The following is a 21,295-nucleotide window of genomic DNA, read 5'->3' as shown; positions in this document are numbered from 1 at the left end:
GCCGGCGGCGGCTCGATCACCGTACGTAGTCCGTCAGGAGTGCCGGTGTGAGCCCGGCCCGGTGGATCGCCTTCAGTGCCGCGAGCAGGTCGTCCATGAGCGCCGGCCGGAAATGCATGAGCAGTACGTCGCCGGGGCGTACCACCTTCTCCGGGGTCTGGTAGCGCACGACCCCCTCGTGGACGGTCTCGGACCAGTGGAAGACCGCCTTCGAGCCGCAGTCGTGTGCGGCCCGCAACGTGGTGGCGTCGTGGTTGCCGAACGGTGGGCGGAACAGGGTCGGTCGCTTGCCGAACAGCGCCTCCAGCCGGTCCGCCGCACCGCAGATCTCCTGCCGCTGGTAGTCGTACGACCGGCCGGCCAGCGAGGTGTGCGAGATGGTGTGGTTCTCGACGACCCCGCCCACCGCCTCGATCTGGCGGAAGTAGTCGGTGTGCTCCTCGGCCGCCGGTGAGTTCAGGAACATCGTGACGGGGATTCGCGCCTCCCAGATGAAGTCGATCACCGCGGGTGGGCGGGCCAGCCCACCGTCGTCGATGGTGATGAAGGCGACCTTCTGGTCGGTCGGCAGGCGGTGCCAGAACGGGGCCGCGCCGGTCGCGGGCAGCTGCACCGGTTGCGGCGGCGGCGCCTCGGGAAAGGTCGGCACCTGGGACAGGTACCACTCGATGCTCCCGGGCACGGCCTTCCCCGTGCCGGACGGTGCGGTCGACGGCGTGGGGAGCGGGGCGGACGGGGTCGGCTGCTCCGTCGTGATCCGTCGGGCGTGCAACGCGGGACCGACTGTGCAGGCACTCAGCGCCAGGAGGGTCAGCAGCGGGACGACGGCGAGGATCCGACGAGTGGGGGTGGCTGACACGCCCGGAAACCTACCGAGGTGATGTCAGGATCCGGTCAGCCCGGTGCCCCCCGAAGAGCGCCGCACGACGAAGGCGTCCGGCATCCGGAAGGTCAGATTGTCCGGGCACCAGGGCGGGCGGACCACGGTCACCCCGTCCAGCAGCGGCGTGGCCTCGGCCACCACCACGGCCGCCTCCATCCGGGCCAGCACGTCACCGACGCAGCGGTGCGCACCCGCCCCGAAGGCCAGGTGCCGGCGCGATCCGCGCTGGCCCGGGCGGAACTCGTCGGGCGACTCGACGACCGCCGGGTCCCGGCCGGCGCGGCCCAGCCAGAGCACGAGACTGGTGCCGGCCGGCACGACCGTCCCGCCCAACACGCTGTCCGCCGTCGCCACCCGCCGCCAGGTGACGATGGGCGGTTCCAACCGCAGCCCCTCCTCGACCACGTCGGCGACCGCGACCTCGCCGGTGCGCAGGCCCGCCCGCACCGCGGGCTCGCCGGTCAACCGGTGCAGCAGCAGGGTGAGGAACTGCGAGGTGGTCTCCTGCCCGGCCACCAGCAGGAAGAAGAGCGCGCCGACCACCACGTCCGGAGCGTGCCCGGCCGCGCGCAGCTCGGCGGCCAGCCCGGAGCCGGTGGCCGCGAAGTCGCGCAGGACGCGGTGGAACCGGCCCACCTCGGCGGCGAGCGCCAGTTGCCGGTCGGCGTCCAGCGGTGCCCAGAACAACTCCAGTGCGGCGCGGGCGAACTCCTTGACCGCGCCGACCGGCGCGTCCGGCAGCTCGACCAGCCGGGCCAGCGCCAGCAGCGGCAGGTCGGCGGCGAGGTCCGCGTACAGGTCGACCGGCTCACCGGCGTCGAGCGCGGCGCCGAGCCGGGCGACCCGGTCCTGGACCAGCGCGGTGAGCCAGGGCCGCTGCGCGGCGACCCGGGCGGGGTGCAACGCGTCCGCGACGATCGCCCGGATCTGCGGGTGACTGGCGCCCGAGTTGTTCGCCAGGGTCGGCGGCAGTCGGAACCGGTGCCCGGCGAGCACCCGCAGCGCCGTCACCGGCATCGGCGTCACCGCGTCCAGCGCGTTGTCCGGCCGGTAGGTGACCGGGTCGGAGAGGACCTGACGGACCAGCGCGTGCCGGGTGATGACCAGGTGTGTGCCGCCGACGTGGTCCGGCACCCGGGCCACGTCCGGCCATGCGGGGTCGGCCACCTGCGCCCAGCTGCGGAACAGCACCCGGACACGCTAGCTGGCGGCCCCGGGAAGCCCGGCCCGCAGCCGCCATACGGTGGTGCGCTTCACCCGGACGCTCTCCAGCGCCTCCGGCACCGGCACGTCGTACGCCGCCAGCTCGTCGAAGCGGTCCCGGGGCAGGAACGCCCGGCCGGGGTCGCCGACCAGCGCCGGTGCGCCGGCCCGGGCGGCGCGCAGAAGGAACCGCAGGACCCGGCGGGCCATCGCCTCGCTGTAGAAGAGGTCTCCCGCGAGCACGACCTCGGCGTCCCCGGCGTCGCCGTCGAGGATGTCGCCGAACTCGGCGTCGACGCGTACCCCGTTGGCCTCGGCGTTGAGCGCCACCGCCGCCACCGCCAACTCGTCCACCTCGACGGCCCGTACCGACGCCGCGCCGGCGCGGGCGGCGGCGATGGCCACCAGGCCGGAGCCGGAGCCGAGGTCGAGCACCCGGCGGCCGGCGACCAGCTCCGGATGGTCGGTCACGTAGCGGGCGAGCGCCTGCCCGCCGGCCCAGGCGAACGCCCAGAACGGCGGCGGCCGGTCACTGGAGAACTCGCCCTCGGTCAACTCCCACAGCCCGATCGGCTCGTCCGCCTGGTGCAGCCGCACCTCGGGGACGAAGGGGACCGGGGCCAGCCGGGCGTGCAGCCGGACGAACGTGCTGGAGAGCTCGGACACGTCGCCGATTGTTCCAGCGGCCCGCCTACCGGCGTGTCGCGGGGGAGCGGTGACCGGTTCACCACCGTCGGTGAAAAGCCGCCCTGTCCTTACCGCACGGTGCGAACACACCCGTCTGTTGGGGTCGACGCCCCGCTCCTAGCGTTGCGGGGTGGAGGCGACCGAACGGAGGGCGGCGGTGGTGACGGTGTGGCGGTATGCGCTGCGGGTAGGGGTGGTGCTGGCCTGTCTGAGCGGGGTGGAGCTGGCATTGGCCGCCCCGGCACAGGCGGCGTTCACCACCGAGCTGAATGGGCTGCCGGCCCGGTTCACCGCCGGCGACCAGGTGCGCACGGTGTCCGCCGTGGTCTCCCGGACCGACCGGCGCGGCGGCTGCGTGAAGGTGCGCTGGTCGATGGTGCTCAGCGTGCAGGGCATCCGGCTCGACCAGGTGAAGATGGATCGGGTGGAGGAGAACGGTGACTTCCCCCTGGAGATCCAGACCGACGGCGACGTCGCCCGGCTGACCGACCGGCAGCTCGACCCGGGCACGCTCTGCCCGGACCGCACGGTCACCGCCCGCTACCGGGTGGCCTTCGCCGACGACGTCACCCAGGGGCGGGTCACACTCGCCGCCGAGGCGTACGACGCCAACCTGCGTCTGCTGGCCCGGCAGACCGCCACCCGCTCGGTGGTGGGGGCGGGCGGCACCCCGACCGGTACGCCGAAGCCGACCGCGACGGCGCCGGAGCCCAGTGAACCGGCCGAGGAGGAGGGCACGCCGGTGGAGGAGCCGGTCGCTGACCAACCGGTCGACGCCGCACCACCGGCGGCCGGCCGCCCGGTCTCGCAGTCCGGCGGGTTCGGCGCGGTGCAGGCCGCGTTCCTGCTCGGCGGGCTGCTGCTCTCGCTCGGTGTGGGTCTGCTGCTGCGGCTGCGTCACCTGACCCGGCCCGCGGCCGGCGCGGCGGACGATCCACCGGTGGACCGCCGCTGGGAGCGTCCAGCTCCGGCCGGCCGCTGGCGACCGGCTCGTCGCTGATCGAGGGCCGTGAGGGCCGGCGGACAGTCCGCCGGCCCTCACGGTGTCACTTCGAGAACGCCTGGAACTCGGCGATCCTGACCTGGTTCCGGGCCGGGCTGGCAGTCGCGCAGTCCGTCGTCGTGGCCGGGTCGTCGTCCTGCTCACCGGCGTACTGGGGGCCGCCGGTGCACTGGCTCGCCAGCACCTCGACTCGAAGGTGGGTGGCGAGGGTGGTGGGCACGGCGAACGTCCGGAGGTTGATGTCCCGGCTGTACGCCCGGTACGCCCCGCCGGGGAACGCGTCGCCCGCGCTGGTGTAGATGCGCTGCCAGCGCGCCGGGTCCGCGCAGTCGGTGGTCTTCGCGTTACAGGCGGACACCGCGAACGAGCGCAGCGCACTGAGCGCGTTCTGACTGCCGGTGTCGGCGTCGCCGGTGATCGCCGGGCGCAGCATCGCGCTGACGTTCACCCGCTTGACCACCTGTGGGGCGTCCCCGGGCAGCGCCACGGTGAGCTGCCGCCCGGCGACCCCGTCGAGGGACGCCCAGTTCGTCGCCTCGGTGTCGTCGGCGACCCGGTCCAGGTTGACCCCGTCACCGGTGATCGTGGCGCCGGACGCGGTGGACGCGAGGTTGCGGCTCATCCGCAGGTCCACGTACCCGTCCTGCCCCGCCCTGGCGGTCACGCTGAGGCGTTGGTGCCCGAAACCGGGGGCCACCGCGAGCAGGTCGTACGTGCCGGCCACCAGCTCCACGGTGTCCGGGATCGGCGTCGCCGGGTCGGTGTCGGCCACCGGCATGGCCCGCGCCTCGTACGCCCCGACGTACACGCGGATCGGCGCGTCGGCGCTGTCCCCGCGCGGGCGCAGGGTGAGCGTCGCGTTGCCTCCGCGCGGCGAGGCGAAGCTCGGCGTCGGGTCGGTGTCGGCGGCACCGTTGGTGGCGGCGTCCCGGCCCATCCCGGACCGGGCGAACTCGGCCCAGATCAGGTCCTGGTTGGCGCCGCCGAAGCGGAGCAGGTCGGCGGTGAGCATGTTGTCCCGCATGTCGAGCATGCTGACCTGGCTGGCGGCCTGGAGCAGGAACGAGTCGAAGACCAGTTGCGACCAGCGCCGGTTGCCCGGGCAGTTGTCGACGGCGACCTTCCCCTGCGCGCACTCGAGTTGCCGCTGCGGGGTGCCGAGGCCGTACCGCTTGACCAGTGCGGAGCGTACCCGGAAGTTGGTGGCGCCCCAGATCTCTCCGTCGGCGTGCACGGCGGGGCCACCGGTGTTGTAGCCGATGTCGGAGTAGTTGAGCGGGCTGCGGCTGAGGTCGTAGTTGCGGATGCCGCTCACCAGGTTGCCGGTGACGTAGCCGCCGGTGACGAACGGCGTCTCACCGGGTGCGCGCAGCCCGTGTTGGAAGAGGTACTCGGCGGCGAGCAGGTCGCTCCACGACTCACCCATCGCCCCGCCCTGGTGGCCGCCGATCCCGCTGTCCGGGCCGGCGATCATCCGGTTGGTGATCGCGTGGGTGTACTCGTGGCCGATCACCGTCATGTCGTAGTCGCCGTCCACACACGGCGGGTACGGCCCGCCGGCCTGCGGCTGCCACAGGTACATGTTGGTGGTCGGCGGGAGCCCGTCGCGCGGGGTGCCCTGGTTGGCGTTGTTCCGGTTGCCGGTCAGCGCCCCCTGCTGGGCGCGGCCCTGCTCGGCGTCACCACCCAGCCCGGCCGGGGTGAGGTTGACCGCCTGGAGGTTCCACGCGGACTCGGTGAAGCCCAACTGGTACGCCCAGTCGTGCATCCGGTTGTGCATGGCGAAGAGGTTGCCGATCGCCGCGTCCGCGTCGTTGCGCTGCGTGGACGTGAACACCTCCGGGTTGCACCTCGCCTGGTGCCACTGGTCGGTGAACGGGTACTCGTAGCGGCGTTCCGGGCTGGGCGTGGCCGGGACGACCGGGGTGGCGGCACCCCAGGAGAGCACCGTGTTGGCCGAGTTGCCGCGCGAGGTGAAGGTGGGCGTGCCGGTGGCCGCGTCGATGTCCCACGGCTGGCCGGTGGCCGGGTCGCGGAAAGCGGCCTGGCAACCGGCTGCGGGGTCGCCGCACCAGCGCACCCGGGGATCCTGGCCGGGGCCGAGGTCGCGGGGCGGGGTGGCCGGGAAGACCGCCCAACTCGGGTTGTCGGAGTCGAAGTCGACGAGGTCCTCGCGGACCAGCACCTGCCCGGTGATGCCGTCCACGTAGCTGGTGAACGCCGCCGGGTGGTCGGTGTCCGCGCCGATCATGGTCACCTCGTAGGCGGCCCGGGGCCCGTCCACCGGGGTGGGTACGGCCACCGCCCGGACGGTGTGGCTGGTCACCGTGCCCGGGGTCAGCTTGGCGTCGGCGAGCGCGGCGGCGTAGGCCTGCTCGGCTGTGCGGGTGGCCGGTGCGGGTGCGCTGGTGTTCCGGGCCAGCGAGGAGCTGACCGAGAGCACCGTGCCGTCGGCGACCGCGAGGGTGACGAGGCCGTCCGGCCCGGCGGGCAGGTCGCCGAAGCGTTGCCGGAGGGTGACCACGGCACCCCCGCCGATCGGCCGGACCAGCACCCGTTCCATCTCCGCCACCGCGGCGGCGTCCATTCCGAACAGGTCGCGGTTGCCGGTCAGGTAGGCGCGGGCGGCGGCCTCCGGGTCGGAGGGCAGCCCGGTGGCGAGCGGGGCGCGGCCGGGGCCGAGCGCCTGCGGGGTGCCGAGCCGGTTCCACCGGACGTCGGGGTCGGCGGCGCGGGCCAGGCCGCGCTGGCGGGCGTCGGGTGCCGCCGTACCGGCGCGGTTGTCGACATCGGCGGGCTCGTGCTGCCCCTCGGCGAACGGTCCGGACCGGCGCTCGGCGGACCCCGCACTGCCGGTGGGGGCCGCGGTGCTCACGCTGGTGGGGAGCAGCGCGGCGGCCGTCGCCGTCGTCGCCAGGATGGCGATGAGCCGGCGTCGACGCCGGCTCATCGGGGGTGACCACTCCGGTTGTGGCACGGGACCTCCTCGTGGGAGCGGGATGGCCGGCGGTCGCCGGCCGACGCTGCGCGGTGACGCATGTGCATCTGTGGATATCAGCCGGGTCGTGATGGCGGCAAGGTCTGGGGGTGGCGACGCGCCAATTGATCGAGATGAAGTCGACTTTACAAAAGCCGCTCTCCTGTAAAAGGGCAGCGACCACCACGCGAACCCGTTGCGTCGCTACCAGACGTTGCGCAGTTTCGACACCTCACCGCAGCTGCCGGCCGGGTACGCCACCATGGTGGTCGTCGCACTGGTGCCACCACTGTGGCGGCGGGTGATGGACCGCCGGGCGCTCGCCCACCACGACGGCGACCGCACGCGGGCCACGTCCACCGCCGGAGCCGGAGCTGAGCGTGTTCAGTCGCTCGGCGCCCAGTCGGGGTCGCGGCCGAAGGCGGCCAGCAGGTGGTCCTGCTCGTCGGCGTCGTTTGGCACCCGCACCCCGGTCTGGACGAGGTTGTCGCGCTGGTAGTCGTCGATCCGGTCGGTGAACCATCGGGCGGCCGCGTGCACCGCGTCCGGGTCGAACCGCGGGTCCGCCCCGATCGCCACCGCCACGTCCCAACCGTGGATGAGGTGCTCGGCAAGAAGCTGCTGGAGGTATTCCGCGGCCGGGGAGTCGCCACCGGAGAGGTGCACGGTGCGGTCGATCGTGCCCGGATGGGTCGCGGCGATCTCGGCCTGTGCGGCCGCCTCCCGCGCCGCCGCGATCGGATCGGCGCCGAGCTGGTCCCCGTCGAACCGGTCGCCGACCTCGTCGATGGTTCGGCCGGCGAGCAGCGGGACGCTCCACCGGTCCTCACTCACCACATGGTTGACAAGTGTGCGCACGTCCCAGTCCTGGCACGGTGTCGGGTCGGACCACTGGCCGGGCTCGATCTGATCCACCCGGTCGATGAACTCGGCCAGGCTCCGGCGGTACGCCTCCAGCAGGTCCATGCCGCCGATTGTTCCGGTCGGCGGGGCGGGCCGAGCCGTTTTGCCCGGCCTGGTGTGGGGGATCGGTGGCTGGCCGCCCGGCTCAGTCCAGGTCGGCCGGGTCGAGGCCGAGCTCCCGCGCGGTGACCAGTCGAACCCACTCGCCGAACTGCCGGCGGGAGATCACCCGGTCGTGCACGGCGAGTTGTACGGCGAGGCCGTCCATCACCGCGCTGATCCGCCAGGCGGCCCCGTCCGGGTCGGCGCACTGGAAGGTGCCGTCGGCCACCCCGGCGGAGATCACGGCGGCCAGGTCCTGACGCCAGCGCAGATCGAGCCGGCGGGAGACCTTCTCCAACTCCGGGGTGCGCAGCGACTCGGACCAGCCGTCGATCCACATCGACCAGGAGGTTGCCCGCCCGGCCGGGGTGTAGAGCTTGAGGATCCGGCGGAGCTTGGTCAGCGGCGAGGCGGAGGACCGGGTCACCGCGTCCAGCCGGGCCAGATCCTGCTCGACCGCGTACGCGAAGGCTTGCGCGAGCAACCGCTCCTTGGTGGCGAAATGGTAGAAAACCAACGCCTGGCTCACGCCGGCGGCCTGCGCCACGTCCGCCGTCCGGGTGTTGGCCAGCCCGCGCTCCACGATCACGTCACAGGCGGTGCGCAGCAGGGCATCCAGGCGGATCTCGGCCGCACGTCTCGTCACGACCGTTACCGTAGCCCATCCGACTGAACACGAACAGTTACCGCTACCGTCCGATCCGCCAGCCGGCAGTCGGAAGCCGGACACTTCCCCAGGGCGCCGTGGATCGTTCTCCTGGGAGTGTTCGTCGAGGTCCGACGCGCCTCGCCGGCGCGCAAAGAGGTCCGTCCGCGGGCATCCCACAAGCTGGCGGTGATCATGATGTGGCGACGCCGGAGTGTGACGGCCTGCAGTGGCCCAGGAACCAGGTCAGCCCCCTAGGAAGCGTGCAGGTGGTGACCTCGGCCCCCGTCGGTGACACGGTGGGACGCGCCGAGGGGGCCCCGAGTTGGCAGTCGTTCACCCGCTCCGCTAAAGTTCTCATCCGTCACCCGGGAACGTCCGGGGGCGTGCGGACGTAGCGCAGCTGGTAGCGCATCACCTTGCCAAGGTGAGGGTCGCGGGTTCGAATCCCGTCGTCCGCTCGGAGCTGCCGCCACGCATGACGGGGGCAACCTCGGTGGGGTGGCCGAGAGGCGAGGCAACGGCCTGCAAAGCCGTGTACGCGGGTTCAAATCCCGTCCCCACCTCGGCAACAAGCACGGGCGATTGGCGCAGTGGGAGCGCGCTTCCTTGACACGGAAGAGGTCACTGGTTCAAACCCAGTATCGCCCACCAGTTGGATGAGCACGTCGAACGGCTCGTTACCGGAGGATCCGGTGACGAGCCGTTCTGGTTGCTCCCTCGCGGTGGCGGCGAGCACATTGGGAGTTTTGCGCCCGAAACCGGCGCGTGGGGTGCCGCCACACTCTGGTGGCGGCACCCGCACCGCGAAGCCTGGACCGGGAGCCCGACAACACCGTCCCGGTAGTAGGGCCGGCCAGCAGGCTCAGCCACGCGTGCGGCGTGTCAGGACACCGCGGTCGAGCGGCTCAGCTCTTCCCAGGCAGTCAGGTCGGCCAGACGCGATTCGAGCTCGGCGCGGAGCCCGTCGATCGCGTCACCACCCAGGGCGAGTCGAAGGGGCGGATTGTCGCTGTCAACCGCGGCGACAATGGCAGTGGCGGCCTTGGCGGGGTCGCCTTCCTCGGAGCCCTGCATCGCATTGACGTAGGCGCGGAACGCCCCGGCCGTCTCGCTGTAGGCGTCGATGACCGATGCCTCGCTCTTGCTGCTGTTGATCTGGGTGCGGAATGCTCCCGGTTCCACCATCATGACGCGCACTCCCAATGGGGCGACCTCTCCCGCCAGAGTCTGGGACAGGCCTTCCAGGGCGAACTTTCCGGCGTGGTAGGCCCCGAAGGCGTGGAAGCTTGTCTGTCCACCCATCGAGCTCATCTGCACGATCGTTCCGCTACCCTGCTCGCGCATACTCGGCAGGACGGCCTTCGTTGTCTGGGCGGCGCCGAAGAACAGGACCTCCATCTGCTCACGCAGCTGCTCCATGGTGACTTCCTCGACGGCGCCCATCATGAGGAATCCGGCGTTGTTGACAAGGACGTCGATCCGGCCGAACAGTGCCAGCGTCGCCTTTACCGCAGCCTGAACGGAGTCGGGATCGGTGACGTCCAGAGCGCAGGTGCTGACCTGTCCGTTGCCGAGATCGGCGAGGACTTGGAGAGTCTCCGGACGGCGCGCTGTCGCCATCACCCGGTCACCTGCGGCCACTGCGGCGCGAACGATCTCACGGCCGAAACCGCTTGAGCACCCCGTGATAAGCCACACGCGGTCCTGGGTTTGACCTGTCATTTCTTTTGCTCCTGATCGGTGTCGGTTCTCTGTAACTGCTTTCGAGAACCATTCTGATTACAGGCGCGCGGAACAGTCCAACACTTACTTCCTGGGGCAGTGACAGTCTGCACCTGTGATGATCCCCGGCATCCCGCCCGTTCTTGAGGCCCGCACGGCACAACACGCTGGCGTCACCCTGACGCCGCCTTCTGCGAGCCGTCCCCCTCGGGGCAGTCGGCAGCGAGAACAGGATCAGACTGTGGTCGCCACAGGAAATAGGTGTTGGACGCGGCCAGGCCCTCTGAGGATCATTTATCTCGTCACCCATGGACATCCGTAAAGGAATAATCATGTCTTCAGAAGTTTCTCTACAGCAGTTCGCCGACCGCTACGCCCTGCGCGATCTGGTCGATGCCTATGCCCGTCGCGCAGACGTGAGTGATTACAAGGGGCAGGCGGCGCTGTACACAGAGAATGGTCGGGTCGCTGTCTACACCGCCGACCCCAGCAAGAGTGAACCCGTCCAGGTGCTGACCGGCCGGGACGAGATCGAATCCGGCATTACGGCGACGTTGCAGGATTTCGAGCAGACCTTTCACTTCAACGGTCAGAGCACGGTGTTGACGCTGAGCGGTGACCAGGCGATGGGCGAGAGCTACTGCATTGCCCACATGGTGGCCAACGCAGCCGGCGAACGAACCCTGACGGCGATGACCATTCGTTACCGCGACACGTTCGCACGTGTCGACGGAAGGTGGCTGTTCGCCGAACGGCTGCTCATCGTCGGCTTCACCGAGCAGCGCCCCCTGGCCGCCTGAACCCTTCCTCCTGGCAGGCGGCGCCTCCCGCATCCCTACATCGCGCTTTCGCTGCTCCCGCACGAGAGCCGCGACAGCCGGGGCGAGGCTTCACAGCAGGATGAGCCGGTAGCCGATCCCGCGTACGGTGTGCACGCGCAGGGTGTCGTCGGCGGCGCGCAGTTTGCGGCGTAAGCGCTTCACGGCCGAGTGCAGGGTCGACGTGTCGCCAAGGTACGCACAGCCCCAGACCGACTCGAAGAGTCTCTCGTACGTCCAGACTCCGACCGGTGGTGTGGCGAGCTGGGTGAGCAGGCTGCGCTCGAGTCGGGTCAGGGGCAGTGGTTGTCCGCGCCAGGTCACCAGGTGGTCGAGCGGGTCGATCTCAAGGTCGCGGAGGCTGATCCGACCGGAGGCGGGCTCGGCAGCGGTGGTGGCGGCGGGTGCGGCGGCGGGGGTGGTCGCGGAGCCGAGGAACGGGGCTGATGCGCCGATCGTGGGCGGGCCGATCATCGCCTGCAGTTCTGCGAGGTCGGTGCAGATCACCAGGGTGCCGAGCCCGTCAAGGCGCCGAACCATCCGCTCGCGCACCGACACGTCAGCGGTTACGCAGAACACGAGGGACATGTCTTCGACCACGGCTCTCCCTCCCCAGGCACCACGTGAAAGACAACGCTGTCTGACCCCCGTAGTCAATGGTTTCTTCAGACGGCCATCGCCTTTCGGACGGGCTCAGAAGGTCAGCAGTCGGAACTCGCCCACGGGTTGGAAGCCGAGGCGGCGGTAGACCGACTCGCCGATGGGCGACGAGGTGAGGGCGGCCGTGCGGGCGCCCCGCTCGGCGGCCAGACCGAGTGCCGCACTGGTCATGGCGGCGCCGATGCCCTGCCGGCGCTGCTCGGGCTGCGTACCCACGAAGTAGAGCGTGACCAGACCGTGGCTGAGCCAGGCGACGGCCGTTCCGACGATCTGGCCGTCGTCGAGGCGGCCGGCCAGCCGGATCACGGTGCCGTCGCCGGTGAACGCCTTCTCCCGTTCGATCGTCGCCGGCACGCCGTCCGCCGGGATTCCGGACACCCGGGCGTACGCCGGGACGAACGTGTCCAGGTCGGTGGTTTCGGCGATGTGCAGGCCGGCCGGCGTCGGAGCGTCGGCGGCTTCGCCGATCACCGCGGTCATGATCGGCATGCGGGCGACCTCGGTGGCGCCGAGGGAGACCAGGCCGTCGGCGGTGCCGGCGTCGCTGTCCGGGCCCACCCACCAGATTCGGGGTACGCCGTGCAGGCGCTGGCGGGCCTCGGCGAGCGCGTCCTGCGGTGTGCGTCCGGCGACGCGCAGCACGCCGTTGAGGGGCGGGTGCGGCACGTCGCTGCGGTAGGTCGGGAGGTCCGGGCCACCGGCCGCGCCGATGTTCCAACCCAGCAGGTACGCCCGATGGGCGGCCAGCACCGTGTCGAGAGACTCCATGATCCGGATGGTAGCGCGGAGCCCTGCGACCCCGATCAACCAGGGGAAACGACTCGTGTCGGCGCCTGTGACCGGCGGTACTTTGTCGAACGTTCCAGATAGCGGGTAGCGTTCAGGCATGGCACGTACCCGGGAGTTCGACCTCGACGCTGCGGTCTCCGCGGCCATGGAGGTGTTTCGTCGCAAGGGCTACGAGGGCACCTCCATGCGCGACCTCGCGGAGGCGACCGGCCTGGGCAGCGGCTCGATCTATGCCGCGTTCGGCAGCAAGGACGGCCTCTACCTGGCGGTGCTGGACCTGTACCGGCAGCGCTACGCCGCACCGATGGTCGATCTGCTGCGCTCGGGCAACGACGCCCGAGCGGTCATCCGCGAGGTGTTCATCGGCACGGTGGACGACATCACCGGCGACGGCCAGCACCTTTCCTGCCTCATCGTCGGGGCGTCGATGGAGCGGGCGCACCAGGACGTGCGGGTCGCCGAGCGGCTCCGCTCGACCACCCAGTCCCTGGAGTTGGCGCTCTACGACCTGCTCGCCGAGGCACAGCTGAGGGGCCAGATCTCGGCCGACCGCAGCGCCAGTGACCTCGCCGGCTTCCTGGTGACCAGCCTCCAGGGCCTGCGGGTGATGGGCGCCATCAACCCGGACCGAGCCGCGCTCACGCGCTACGCCGAGGTCGCGCTCACCTGCCTGGACTGACTGCCCCCCCATGACGAGGAGTCGACAATGAGAGCGGTTGGACTGCTGCGCTACGGCGGGCCCGAGGTGCTGCGTGTGGTCGAGCTGCCGACGCCGCACGCCGGGACCGGGGAGGTTCGCATCCGGGTACGCGCCGCGGCGGTCAACCCGTCGGACACGCTGATCCGGGCCGGTATGACGCCGGTACGGATCCGTGGGACCGTGCCGCTTTTGCCCGGCCAGGACGTCGCCGGCACGATCGACGAGGTCGGCCCCGGCACCAGCGGTGCTCTCGCCCCGGGTGACCCCGTGATGGCCATGATCAACCCGACCCGGCCCGCCGCTGGCGGGTACGCCGAATGGGTCGTGCTCCCGGAGGCCTGGGTGGTGCCCGCGCCGGCCGGTGTGTCCCTCGCCGAGGCGGCCACCCTGCCGTTGAACGGGCTGACCGCCCTGCACGCGCTGGACCAACTGCGACTGTCGCCCGGCAGCACCCTCGCCGTGACCGGCGCGGCCGGTGCCGTCGGCGGATACGCCGTACAACTCGCCAAGGCTGCCGGTCATCGGGTGCTGGCCGACGCGGCGCCGGACGACGCCGACCTGGTCGGCGCGCTCGGGGCGGACGTGACCGTGACGCGCGGGCCGGGCGTCGCCGAGCGTTTCCGCGAGCACGCCCCGGATGGTGTGGACGCTGCCGTCGACGCCGCGCTGATCGGCGCTGCGCTGGTGCCGGCCGTTCGCGACGGTGGTGCTGTGGCGCTGCTGCGTGGTGGCCCCGATCCGGCGCTGCGGGAGCTGGCCGACCGACGGGGGATCGCCATGGTGTCCGCGTACGTGCACGAGTACGACGGACGCCGCGACAAGCTCGACCTGCTCCGGCAGATGGCCGAGGCCGGCGCCCTGACCCTGCGCGTCGCCGGCCGGTTCCCACCGGAGGAGGCGGCCCGCGCGCACCAGCTCCTGGAGGCCGGCGGGGTACGCGGCCGGCTGGTCATCGAGTTCTGACGCCGCCAGCCGCACCACCGGAACGCGCTGGCCCACCCGCGCGGCGACGCCTACGCGGTCGCGGAGAGCAGCGCCTCGGCGAGGTCGGTGCGGGCGCTGAGCAGCGTCCGGCCCCGCCGGTGGGTCACCACCAGGCCGGCCGCGCGTAACGCGGTGAGGTGTTGGGAGACCCCGCTGGGCGACATTTGGCTACGCCGGGCCAGCTCGGTGGTGCTGACCGGCGAGATCAGCTCGGTGAGCAGCCGGGCCCGCCCGCGACCGATCACGGCGGCCAGCGCTTCCGGGACGCCGTTCGGGCGCTCCCAGAGGCTGCCGAGCCCACGGGCGGGATAGGCGAGCTGTGGCGCGTCCCCGGCGGACACGCTCGCCACCGACGGCCAGACGAAGACCGACGGGACCAGCACCAGACCTGGGCCGTCCGGGACGTCCGGGGCCAGGCAGTGCCGCTGCGTGACGAGCAGGGTGTCGTCCTCCCACCGGACCTGCTGGTGCAGGTCGTTGAGGAGCACCGCCGCGCCGTCCTCGGCGAGGATGCGGGCGCGGGCGGTGACGTCGGCGTCGAGCAGCAGCCGCATCCGTGGCCAGTGCGGGGCCAGGGCGGTCCGCCAGTACGCCTCGATCTCCTCGGTCAGCCGGCGCAGTCCGGCCGGCGGGTCGGCGTACAGGGCGGCGAGCGCCGGCGTGCGCTCGCCCGGGTACAGGTCCAGGTGTGCGCGGACGGTGGCGGCCGGGGTGGCGCGCAGGGCGGTCAGTTCGGCGGCCAGGTCCGGGATGAAGCCGGCGGGCGGCGGGGTGAGGAAGTCGGCCAGGTAGCCGGGGCGGGCTGGCACCAGCTGCCAGAGCAGCCCGCCGTCCGGGCCGACCAACCCGGCGTCGACCAGCGGTGGACGGACCCGGCGCACCCAGGGCAGGTGGACGGCGTGGTCCCCGGGGTCGCGCAGCACCCGGACGCTCGCGACGACCTCCCACAGGCAGGAGACGGCGAAGCGGATGCGGGCGACCGCGCCCGCCGACAGGCTGATGGCGACCACGGCACCCCCGGTGGATTCAGCTGGGACTGAAACATTACTGCGGTGGCGGGGGTCGATTGAGACTTGCCGGGTGAGCGAACAACACACCCGAGCTGAACTGTTCCGATCCCTGCACACCCCCGGGTCGCCGCTGGTGCTGGTCAACGCCTGGGACGCTGCGAGCGCCCGCATCGTGGCGGCCGCCGGTGCCCGCGCGGTGGCCACCACCAGCGCCGGCGTCGCCTGGAGCCTGGGTGCACCCGACGGCGACGTCCTCGGCCGCGACGCGGCCGTCGACCTGGTCGGCCGGGTCACCGCGTCGGTGTCGCTGCCGGTCACCGCGGACATCGAGTCCGGGTACGGGGCGACACCGGCGGAGGTTGGCGTGACCACCCGCGCGGTGCTCGACGCCGATGCCGTCGGTGTGAACGTCGAGGACGCCCGACGGGAGGCCGGCCCACCGTTGCGGGACGTGCCCGACCAGTGCGCCCGAATCGGTGCGGTGCGGGGCGCGGCCGACGCGGCGGGGCTGCCGCTCTACGTCAACGCCCGGATCGACACGTTCCTCGCCGGCGGCGGGGACCTCGACGAGACCGTGGCCCGGGCCACCGCCTATCTCGCGGCCGGCGCGGACGGCATCTTCGTGCCCGGAGTGGTCGACCCGGTGACCATCCGCGCGCTGGTGCGGGCCGTGCCGGCGCCGCTGAACGTCCTCGCCGGGCCGGGTGCGCCTGCCGTTGGGGAGTTGGCCCGGCTGGGGGTGGCCCGGGTGAGCCTCGGCTCGTCGGTCGCGGAGGCCTCGTACACGGTTGCCCGCCGGGCGGCGGATGAGGCGTTCGGCGCGGGCACGTACGGCGCGCTCGCCGACGCCCTCGACTACGGCACGCTCAACGCGCTGATGCGGTGAGGGCTGCCTCGCGCTCGGAGGCGGTGCCTCCTGCGGGGTGCGGTGCCACGAGCCGGCCGCCTGCATCGAGGCGGCCGGCTCGGGGCGCTGAGTCCCTACAGCGGCGGGGCGATGTCCCGCCGCTCCTCGACCCGCCGGTACTCCACCGGCTGCTCACTGGTGGTGACCACCTCGCGGCGGCGGCCCCAGATCAGCGTGGTCATGATCAGGCCGAGCACGCCGGCCCCCATCAGGATCCAGCCGACCACGTCGAGGTCGATGCCGCCGATGCTCGCGTCCAGCGCGAAGGTGAGGATCGCGCCGAGCGCGATCAGGAAGATGCTGGTGCCGATACCCACGACAGCCTCCTTAGGGGATGTGGTGCGCTGTCGAGGTTCTTCAGTACCCCACTGCCGACCAGCGCAATCGCCGCCGTCCAGGGTGCCGCGCCAAGCGATCTTGGCATCGGGTAGAGTTCACCTGTCGCCGGCGGTTGTCGGGGACGTGCGGACGTAGCGCAGCTGGTAGCGCATCACCTTGCCAAGGTGAGGGTCGCGGGTTCGAATCCCGTCGTCCGCTCGCGATCCGCCCCTCAGGGCCTGGCTTCCGGGTCGGGCGGTCACCACGGGCGATTGGCGCAGTGGGAGCGCGCTTCCCTGACACGGAAGAGGTCACTGGTTCAAACCCAGTATCGCCCACCAGCTCAGAGGCCACATCCCATCGATGGATGTGGCCTCTTTCCATTGCTGAGTGACTAACCGGGTGACTAACAACTCCTAACTCTTTGAGTGTTGGAGTCGGCGCCAGCAGATGATGGCGCAGGCGAGGGTGAGGAAGGCTTCGTGGATGTCGTCGCGGATCTCCCAGCGGATGCGTAGGCGGCGGAACCAGTGCAGTAGGGCGATGGTCTGTTCGACGACCCAGCGTCGGGTGCCGAGTCCGGAGCCGTGGTCGGTGCCGCGTCGGGCGATGACCGGGGTGATGCCCCTGTCGCGTAGGTCGCGGCGGTAGCAGTCGTAGTCGTAGCCGCGGTCGGCGTAGATGTGCTTTGGTCGCTGTCTGGGTCGGCCGCGGGTGCCTTTGATCGGTGGGATCTTGTCGACCAGGGGCATGAGTTGGGTGACGTCGTGGCGGTTGCCGCCGGTCAGCGCCGTGGCGAGAGGGATGCCGCCCGCGTCGGTGATGACGTGGTGTTTCGAGCCTGGCTTGCGGCGGTCGACCGGGCTCGGACCGGTTTTGGGCCGCCTTTGAGCGCCCGAACGTGAGAGCCGTCGATCACCGCCCGCGACATGTCCAACTGCCCGGCGGCCCGCAGCTTGCCGAGCAGTGCCTCGTGCAGGCGTTGCCACACGCCGGCGTCGTTCCAGTCCCGCAACCGGCGCCAACAGGTCATCCCCGACCCGAACCCGAGTTCTTGGGGAAGGTACTCCCACGGGATCGCGGTGTAGAGCACGAACAGAATCCCGCACAACACCTTGCGATCATCCAGCGGCTTACGGCCAGGAAACCGTTGGCGGCGCGGTGGTCGAGGTGGCAGCAGCGGTTCGATCTCGGCCCACAGGTCGTCCGAGACGATCCACGGCGGCTGCTCACCCCTCCTCACGTTCAGACAGAACGACCCTCACGTCCCAGGGTTACGCCCAACATCATTTCGTTAGGAGCTCTAAGCCCCAGCACTGGCGTCCTCACCGAAGATCCGATCCATCGCGGCTGCCCCCGTCAGCAGTATGGGCCGGAGCTGGTGACGGTAGGCCTTCCCGGTGACCGAGGTGCCGGAGTGGCCGCACAGCGCGGGATAGATGGGTCACGCTCCGATGAAGCTCACCGTTTCTGTCATGTCCGCCCGCCCGGTACGCAGCCGTGGCACGCCTTTCTTCTCGAATCCCACCGCGACACCACAGAACAGCACGAACCCGTCGTCGGCTCCGACTATCTCGCTGACGGTCTCGCGATACATCGTCCACATCACCTGCGGGCAGCTGTGCAACCCTTCCGCCCTCAGCAGCAGCATGACCGTCTGCAAGTACATCCCCGCGTCCGCCCACTGCCCGGGCCCCATCGTCCGGTCGAGGTAGCAGAACAGTACGACCGGCGCGCCGAACGCCTCCGAGTTCAAGGCGGCGATCTTTTTGGGCCTGTCGAGGTCGTCGCGCTCGATTCCCAGCGCTGCGTACCGCTGGGCGGCCGCGGCAGAAAAACGGTCCAGATACGGTGAGGTCAGTTCGGCCGGGTACATCGGATACTCCCGCTCGTCACCCGGGTCTCCCGCCAAGGCCCTGGTCGTCGCACGCCTCTTCAGCTCTATCAAGGGCTCGCCGGTCACGACATACACATGCCACGGCTGGAGGTTCCCACTCGACGGGGCCCGCGTCGCTGCTGCCAGCACTCGTTCGAGTACCTCTCTGGGCACCGGCTCATCGCTGAATGCCCGCACTGCCCTGCGACTGTCCACGGCTTCATACACATCCACGTCTTCTCGTCCTCTCACTCCATGGCAGGCAGCGAAGACACGAGGATGATCATCGCACCCGGCGAGCAGGTCAGGCGCAGCTCGCAGCTCGTCGACATCCCCAATGAGCTCTCCGGTCCGGTGCCAGTGAGCCTGTAGGGCCTGCACCATGGCGGCGAGGCATCCAAGCCGCCGTGCAGTTCGTAGCCGTTGTAGGTGTGCCCGAAGTTGATGAATTCCTGACCATCGGCGCCCTCGTCCGGTACCCGCGCCTGCTCGGCCATGACTGGGAGCCGTGCCCGATCCGTGCCCGATGCAGCGGTCAACATCGGCCAGCGGAGGTTCGCCCGCAACGCTTGGCCGCCGCGTCCATGCTCCCGTGACCAGGTGGCACGACGCCCGTGGGCCGCGACTCAAACCGATTCCCAAGCTGAGAGTTCAAGTTGATCGGGTGGGGCTCGTCCGCTCTAGCTGATTCGGGCGGACCCGGAACTGGGTGGTTCCGTCCTCAGCTTCCACGTGGTCCGGATCAGTGCTAACGACAAGGACCTGGTCCTCCTGCTGGCCGACGACGTAGCACCGCACGAACCCTGGCCGGGGGAGAGAGGCGCCAGGAAGGATGCCGCCATCCATGAAGAAGATCGGGACCCTTGTCGACGAAGAACCAGCTTCGTCCGTCGGCGTCGACCAGCCGCACACGGACCCACCCCGGCCAGTCTTCGTCGACCCATGCGATCGCCTCGCAGCGCAGCAACCCGACGGAACCCATCACCGGGCTGATCCTGCCAGGTCTCACCCTTGGTCGGCGCGGCTGTCTGGGGCACACAGGGGGCACGAGACACTGTCCCAGGGACTGGGGAAGGCGTTGGCGGTTGCGGTGCTGGCTGCGGGTGATCAGGTCATGGTGACCTCGCGTCGGCCGGAGGCGCTGGCCGATCTGAAGACGGAGCACCCCGAGCGGCTGGAGACGGTGGCGCTGGACGTCACGTCACCCGCAGAGGCCCGAAACGTGGTCGCGGCGGCGGTCGAGCGTTTCGGTTCCCTCGACGTGGTCGTGAACAACGCCGGTTACGCCACCAGCAATTCGTTGGAGGACTTCCCGGAGGATGAGCTCCGTGCGCAGATAGAGACAAACCTGTACGGCGTCATCAACGTGACCCGGGCAGCGCTGCCGGTCCTGCGGGGCCAGCGCTCGGGGCACTTCGTGCAGATCTCGTCCATCGGCGGCCGCGTCGGAGGCACTCCCGGACTCGGCGCATACCAGACCGCGAAGTTCGGGGTTGAGGGCTTCTCCGAGGTCCTGGCGAACGAGGTAGGCCCGCTGGGCATCAGGGTGACCATCGTGGAGCTGGGCGGCATCCGCACCGGTTGGGCCGGGGGCGCGGCGCTGGCGTCCGGCAGTATCCAGGCCGACTACGAGCAGATCGTCGGACAGTGGCGGGCCATGTTCGCCGACTACGCCGGCAACGAGCCGGGCGACCCCGCCCGCATGGCCCGGGCGATCATCGACGTGGTGGACTCCAAGGGCCGCCGCGTCGGCTGCTGCTCGGCGGCGACGCCCTGGGGCTCGCTCTCGAGTCGGGCGAGAAGCGGCTCGCGGAGGCCCGGCAGTGGGCCGATGTCAGCCGTTCCACGGACTACCCGGACGCGTCGGCGAGTGCTGCGGCGCAGCCTGTCGAGATGACGCGGAATATCTGAGGGGGCGCATCCCACAGCCACTGGATCGGCTGTTGACCTGACGGTTCTGCCGCAGGCAGATCCGCTACCGGTGAACAGGGATGTCGTCCGCCCGCCTACGCCGGCAGGGTGGAGCGCATGAGACTGCTGGTGCTGGGCGGGACGGGTTTCGTGGGCGGGGCGACGGTCACCGAGGCCGTGCGTCGCGGCTGGTCGGTGACGGTGTTCAACCGAGGGCTGCACGGCACGGTGCCGCACGGCGTACACCGGTTGCGGGGTGACCGCACCGCACCGGACGGTCTGGCGGCTCTGGCGGGCGGCGAGTGGGACGTGGTGGTGGACACCTGGGACGGTGCGCCGCGCGCTGCCCGGGACGCCGCCCGCGCCCTGGTCGACGCGGTCGGCCACTACGTGTACGTGTCGAGCGGGTCGGTCTACCGCGACCCGGCCGCCCTCGGGCTGAACGAGGACTCCCCGGTGGTGGACGCCGACCCGGGCTCCGCCGACGGCGACTACCCGCAGCTCAAGGCCGGTGCCGAGCGTGCCGTGCGGGAGGTCTTCGGCGGCCGTGCGCTGGTCGCCCGTGCCGGTCTGATCATCGGCCCGGGGGAGGACGTCGGCCGGCTGCCCTGGTGGCTGCGGCGGATCGAGCGGGGCGGGGACGTGCTCGCCCCCGGGCCGGCCGACCTGCCGGTGCAGTACATCGACGTGCGCGACCTGGCGGGGTGGATGCTGAACGCGGGCGCCCAGCGGCTGGGCGGCACGTTCAACGCGATCGGTCGTCCCGCTCAGACCACGATGGGCGAGCTGCTCGACACATGCGTGGCTGCCACCGGTGCCGACGCCCGGCTGCGCTGGACCGATCCGGCGCCGATCCTCGCCGCCGGCGTGGAGCCCTGGAGCGACCTGCCGATCTGGCTGCCCGTCGGCCACCCGTACCGAGGGTTGCTGGAGCGGGACGTGAGCCGCGCCTTCGCCGCCGGGCTGACCTGCCGGCCGGTGGCCGAAACCGTTGACGACACCTGGCGGTGGCTGCGCGAGGTCGGTACGGTTCCGTCTCGCGCCGGGCGACCACATCGCAGCTCGATCGGGCTGGACCCGACCCGGGAGGCGGCGGTGCTCGCCGCACAGGGAATCGGTGACGTCGGGTGCAGATTGAGTGATCATTAAGGGCTCTCGTCCCATTTGCCATAACGCATGGTCATCGGCATAGA

General features: G+C 71.0%; 21 protein-coding genes, 5 tRNA genes and 2 pseudogenes. 13 read left to right on the top strand and 15 right to left on the bottom strand.

The window, feature by feature from the left end; all coding sequences use genetic code 11:
* Positions 1-16: 16 nt before the first annotated feature.
* Genes ACQEUX_RS16890 through ACQEUX_RS16880 form a run of 3 tightly spaced genes read right to left on the bottom strand, consistent with a single transcriptional unit; the run spans position 17 to position 2,752 of the window.
* The gene (locus tag ACQEUX_RS16890) at positions 17-859 is read right to left on the bottom strand and encodes a polysaccharide deacetylase family protein (protein WP_433048200.1); all 843 of its coding nucleotides are present in this window, start codon (positions 857-859) and stop codon (positions 17-19) included.
* A 24-nt stretch (positions 860-883) separates the two neighbouring features.
* The gene (locus ACQEUX_RS16885) at positions 884-2,074 is read right to left on the bottom strand and encodes a cytochrome P450 (protein ID WP_433048197.1); all 1,191 of its coding nucleotides are present in this window, start codon (positions 2,072-2,074) and stop codon (positions 884-886) included.
* A gap of 9 nt (positions 2,075-2,083) precedes the next feature.
* Complete coding sequence (locus ACQEUX_RS16880; RefSeq protein ID WP_433048194.1) at positions 2,084-2,752, bottom strand: class I SAM-dependent methyltransferase; 669 nt, start codon at positions 2,750-2,752, stop codon at positions 2,084-2,086.
* A gap of 151 nt (positions 2,753-2,903) precedes the next feature.
* On the opposite strand from ACQEUX_RS16880, the gene ACQEUX_RS16875 reads away from it, so the two are divergent.
* A complete protein-coding gene (locus tag ACQEUX_RS16875; RefSeq protein ID WP_433048191.1) occupies positions 2,904-3,773 on the top strand; it encodes a hypothetical protein in 870 nt (289 codons plus the stop codon).
* A gap of 46 nt (positions 3,774-3,819) precedes the next feature.
* Here ACQEUX_RS16875 and ACQEUX_RS16870 read toward each other — a convergent pair whose 3' ends face one another.
* On the bottom strand, positions 3,820-6,753 hold the full coding sequence (locus ACQEUX_RS16870; protein WP_433048188.1) for a M36 family metallopeptidase: 2,934 nt from the start codon (positions 6,751-6,753) through the stop codon (positions 3,820-3,822).
* Between the two features lie 175 nt (positions 6,754-6,928).
* Here ACQEUX_RS16870 and ACQEUX_RS16865 point away from each other — a divergent pair.
* Positions 6,929-7,252: pseudogene (locus tag ACQEUX_RS16865) on the top strand (hypothetical protein); the annotation flags it as partial.
* On the opposite strand, the gene ACQEUX_RS16860 reads toward ACQEUX_RS16865, so the two are convergent.
* Together ACQEUX_RS16860 and ACQEUX_RS16855 are read right to left on the bottom strand one after the other, a co-directional pair.
* Entirely contained in the window at positions 7,138-7,719 is a 582-nt protein-coding gene (locus ACQEUX_RS16860; protein WP_433048185.1) for a TIGR03086 family metal-binding protein, read from the bottom strand. The pseudogene ACQEUX_RS16865 and the gene ACQEUX_RS16860 overlap by 115 nt on opposite strands.
* Before the next feature lie 82 nt (positions 7,720-7,801).
* Positions 7,802-8,404 carry a TetR/AcrR family transcriptional regulator gene (locus ACQEUX_RS16855; protein WP_433048183.1) on the bottom strand — a complete coding sequence of 201 codons (603 nt, stop codon included), beginning with the start codon at positions 8,402-8,404 and terminating at the stop codon, positions 7,802-7,804.
* Positions 8,405-8,792: 388 nt separating this feature from the next.
* Here ACQEUX_RS16855 and ACQEUX_RS16850 point away from each other — a divergent pair.
* The 3 genes from ACQEUX_RS16850 (at position 8,793) to ACQEUX_RS16840 (ending at position 9,058) form a co-directional block, all read left to right on the top strand.
* Positions 8,793-8,865 (top strand) — tRNA-Gly (locus ACQEUX_RS16850).
* A 34-nt stretch (positions 8,866-8,899) separates the two neighbouring features.
* Positions 8,900-8,970 (top strand) — tRNA-Cys (locus ACQEUX_RS16845).
* Positions 8,971-8,983: 13 nt separating this feature from the next.
* A tRNA-Val gene (locus ACQEUX_RS16840) sits at positions 8,984-9,058 on the top strand.
* Between the two features lie 231 nt (positions 9,059-9,289).
* Here the strand turns inward: ACQEUX_RS16840 and ACQEUX_RS16835 are convergent.
* Positions 9,290-10,129: an oxidoreductase gene (locus ACQEUX_RS16835; protein WP_433048180.1), complete on the bottom strand. Its 840-nt coding sequence runs from the start codon at positions 10,127-10,129 to the stop codon at positions 9,290-9,292.
* A 332-nt stretch (positions 10,130-10,461) separates the two neighbouring features.
* Between ACQEUX_RS16835 and ACQEUX_RS16830 the strand changes: the two genes are divergently transcribed.
* Complete coding sequence (locus ACQEUX_RS16830; protein WP_433048177.1) at positions 10,462-10,929, top strand: nuclear transport factor 2 family protein; 468 nt, start codon at positions 10,462-10,464, stop codon at positions 10,927-10,929.
* Positions 10,930-11,019: 90 nt separating this feature from the next.
* On the opposite strand, the gene ACQEUX_RS16825 is transcribed toward ACQEUX_RS16830, so the two are convergent.
* The gene (locus ACQEUX_RS16825) at positions 11,020-11,505 is read right to left on the bottom strand and encodes a winged helix-turn-helix domain-containing protein (RefSeq protein WP_433049901.1); all 486 of its coding nucleotides are present in this window, start codon (positions 11,503-11,505) and stop codon (positions 11,020-11,022) included.
* A 135-nt stretch (positions 11,506-11,640) separates the two neighbouring features.
* Positions 11,641-12,375 (bottom strand): GNAT family N-acetyltransferase, encoded by a 735-nt coding sequence (locus tag ACQEUX_RS16820; RefSeq protein WP_433048174.1) that lies wholly within the window; start codon positions 12,373-12,375, stop codon positions 11,641-11,643.
* Positions 12,376-12,493: 118 nt separating this feature from the next.
* Here ACQEUX_RS16820 and ACQEUX_RS16815 point away from each other — a divergent pair, with 118 nt between their 5' ends.
* Together ACQEUX_RS16815 and ACQEUX_RS16810 are read left to right on the top strand one after the other, a co-directional pair.
* Complete coding sequence (locus ACQEUX_RS16815) at positions 12,494-13,075, top strand: TetR/AcrR family transcriptional regulator (protein WP_433048171.1); 582 nt, start codon at positions 12,494-12,496, stop codon at positions 13,073-13,075.
* Between the two features lie 27 nt (positions 13,076-13,102).
* Complete coding sequence (locus tag ACQEUX_RS16810; RefSeq protein WP_433048167.1) at positions 13,103-14,059, top strand: NADP-dependent oxidoreductase; 957 nt, start codon at positions 13,103-13,105, stop codon at positions 14,057-14,059.
* Between the two features lie 50 nt (positions 14,060-14,109).
* On the opposite strand, the gene ACQEUX_RS16805 is transcribed toward ACQEUX_RS16810, so the two are convergent.
* Entirely contained in the window at positions 14,110-15,090 is a 981-nt protein-coding gene (locus ACQEUX_RS16805) for a helix-turn-helix domain-containing protein (protein ID WP_433048164.1), read from the bottom strand.
* A gap of 70 nt (positions 15,091-15,160) precedes the next feature.
* Here ACQEUX_RS16805 and ACQEUX_RS16800 point away from each other — a divergent pair, with 70 nt between their 5' ends.
* The gene (locus ACQEUX_RS16800) at positions 15,161-15,976 is read left to right on the top strand and encodes an isocitrate lyase/PEP mutase family protein (RefSeq protein WP_433048161.1); all 816 of its coding nucleotides are present in this window, start codon (positions 15,161-15,163) and stop codon (positions 15,974-15,976) included.
* A 95-nt stretch (positions 15,977-16,071) separates the two neighbouring features.
* Here ACQEUX_RS16800 and ACQEUX_RS16795 read toward each other — a convergent pair whose 3' ends face one another.
* Positions 16,072-16,314: a DUF6458 family protein gene (locus ACQEUX_RS16795; protein ID WP_433048158.1), complete on the bottom strand. Its 243-nt coding sequence runs from the start codon at positions 16,312-16,314 to the stop codon at positions 16,072-16,074.
* 147 nt (positions 16,315-16,461) lie between these two features.
* On the opposite strand from ACQEUX_RS16795, the gene ACQEUX_RS16790 reads away from it, so the two are divergent.
* Positions 16,462-16,534, top strand: a tRNA-Gly gene (locus ACQEUX_RS16790).
* Positions 16,535-16,581: 47 nt separating this feature from the next.
* Positions 16,582-16,656, top strand: a tRNA-Val gene (locus ACQEUX_RS16785).
* Positions 16,657-16,731: 75 nt separating this feature from the next.
* On the opposite strand, the gene ACQEUX_RS16780 is transcribed toward ACQEUX_RS16785, so the two are convergent.
* The 4 genes and pseudogenes from ACQEUX_RS16780 to ACQEUX_RS16765 form a co-directional block, all read right to left on the bottom strand.
* A protein-coding gene (locus tag ACQEUX_RS16780) for an IS5 family transposase (RefSeq protein WP_433049775.1) occupies positions 16,732-17,531 on the bottom strand; the annotation gives its coding sequence in 2 pieces (ribosomal slippage) (positions 16,732-17,195 and positions 17,195-17,531; 801 coding nt in all).
* Between the two features lie 87 nt (positions 17,532-17,618).
* Positions 17,619-17,744 (bottom strand): annotated as a pseudogene (locus tag ACQEUX_RS16775) (site-specific integrase); the annotation flags it as partial.
* Between the two features lie 15 nt (positions 17,745-17,759).
* Positions 17,760-18,425 (bottom strand): nitroreductase, encoded by a 666-nt coding sequence (locus tag ACQEUX_RS16770; protein WP_433048155.1) that lies wholly within the window; start codon positions 18,423-18,425, stop codon positions 17,760-17,762.
* Positions 18,426-18,439: 14 nt separating this feature from the next.
* Positions 18,440-18,688, bottom strand: a complete 249-nt coding sequence (locus ACQEUX_RS16765; RefSeq protein WP_433048152.1) for a hypothetical protein — start codon at positions 18,686-18,688, stop codon at positions 18,440-18,442.
* A gap of 617 nt (positions 18,689-19,305) precedes the next feature.
* On the opposite strand from ACQEUX_RS16765, the gene ACQEUX_RS16760 reads away from it, so the two are divergent.
* Positions 19,306-20,088, top strand: coding sequence for an SDR family NAD(P)-dependent oxidoreductase (locus ACQEUX_RS16760; RefSeq protein ID WP_433048149.1), 783 nt, complete (start codon positions 19,306-19,308; stop codon positions 20,086-20,088).
* 131 nt (positions 20,089-20,219) lie between these two features.
* Positions 20,220-21,251 carry an NAD-dependent epimerase/dehydratase family protein gene (locus ACQEUX_RS16755; protein WP_433048146.1) on the top strand — a complete coding sequence of 344 codons (1,032 nt, stop codon included), beginning with the start codon at positions 20,220-20,222 and terminating at the stop codon, positions 21,249-21,251.
* Positions 21,252-21,295: the final 44 nt, after the last annotated feature.

Origin of the sequence: Micromonospora sp. CA-259024, assembly GCF_050936255.1 — a bacterium.
In the GTDB taxonomy this organism is placed as follows: domain Bacteria; phylum Actinomycetota; class Actinomycetes; order Mycobacteriales; family Micromonosporaceae; genus Micromonospora.
This window is presented reverse-complemented; position numbering and strand designations above follow the sequence as displayed.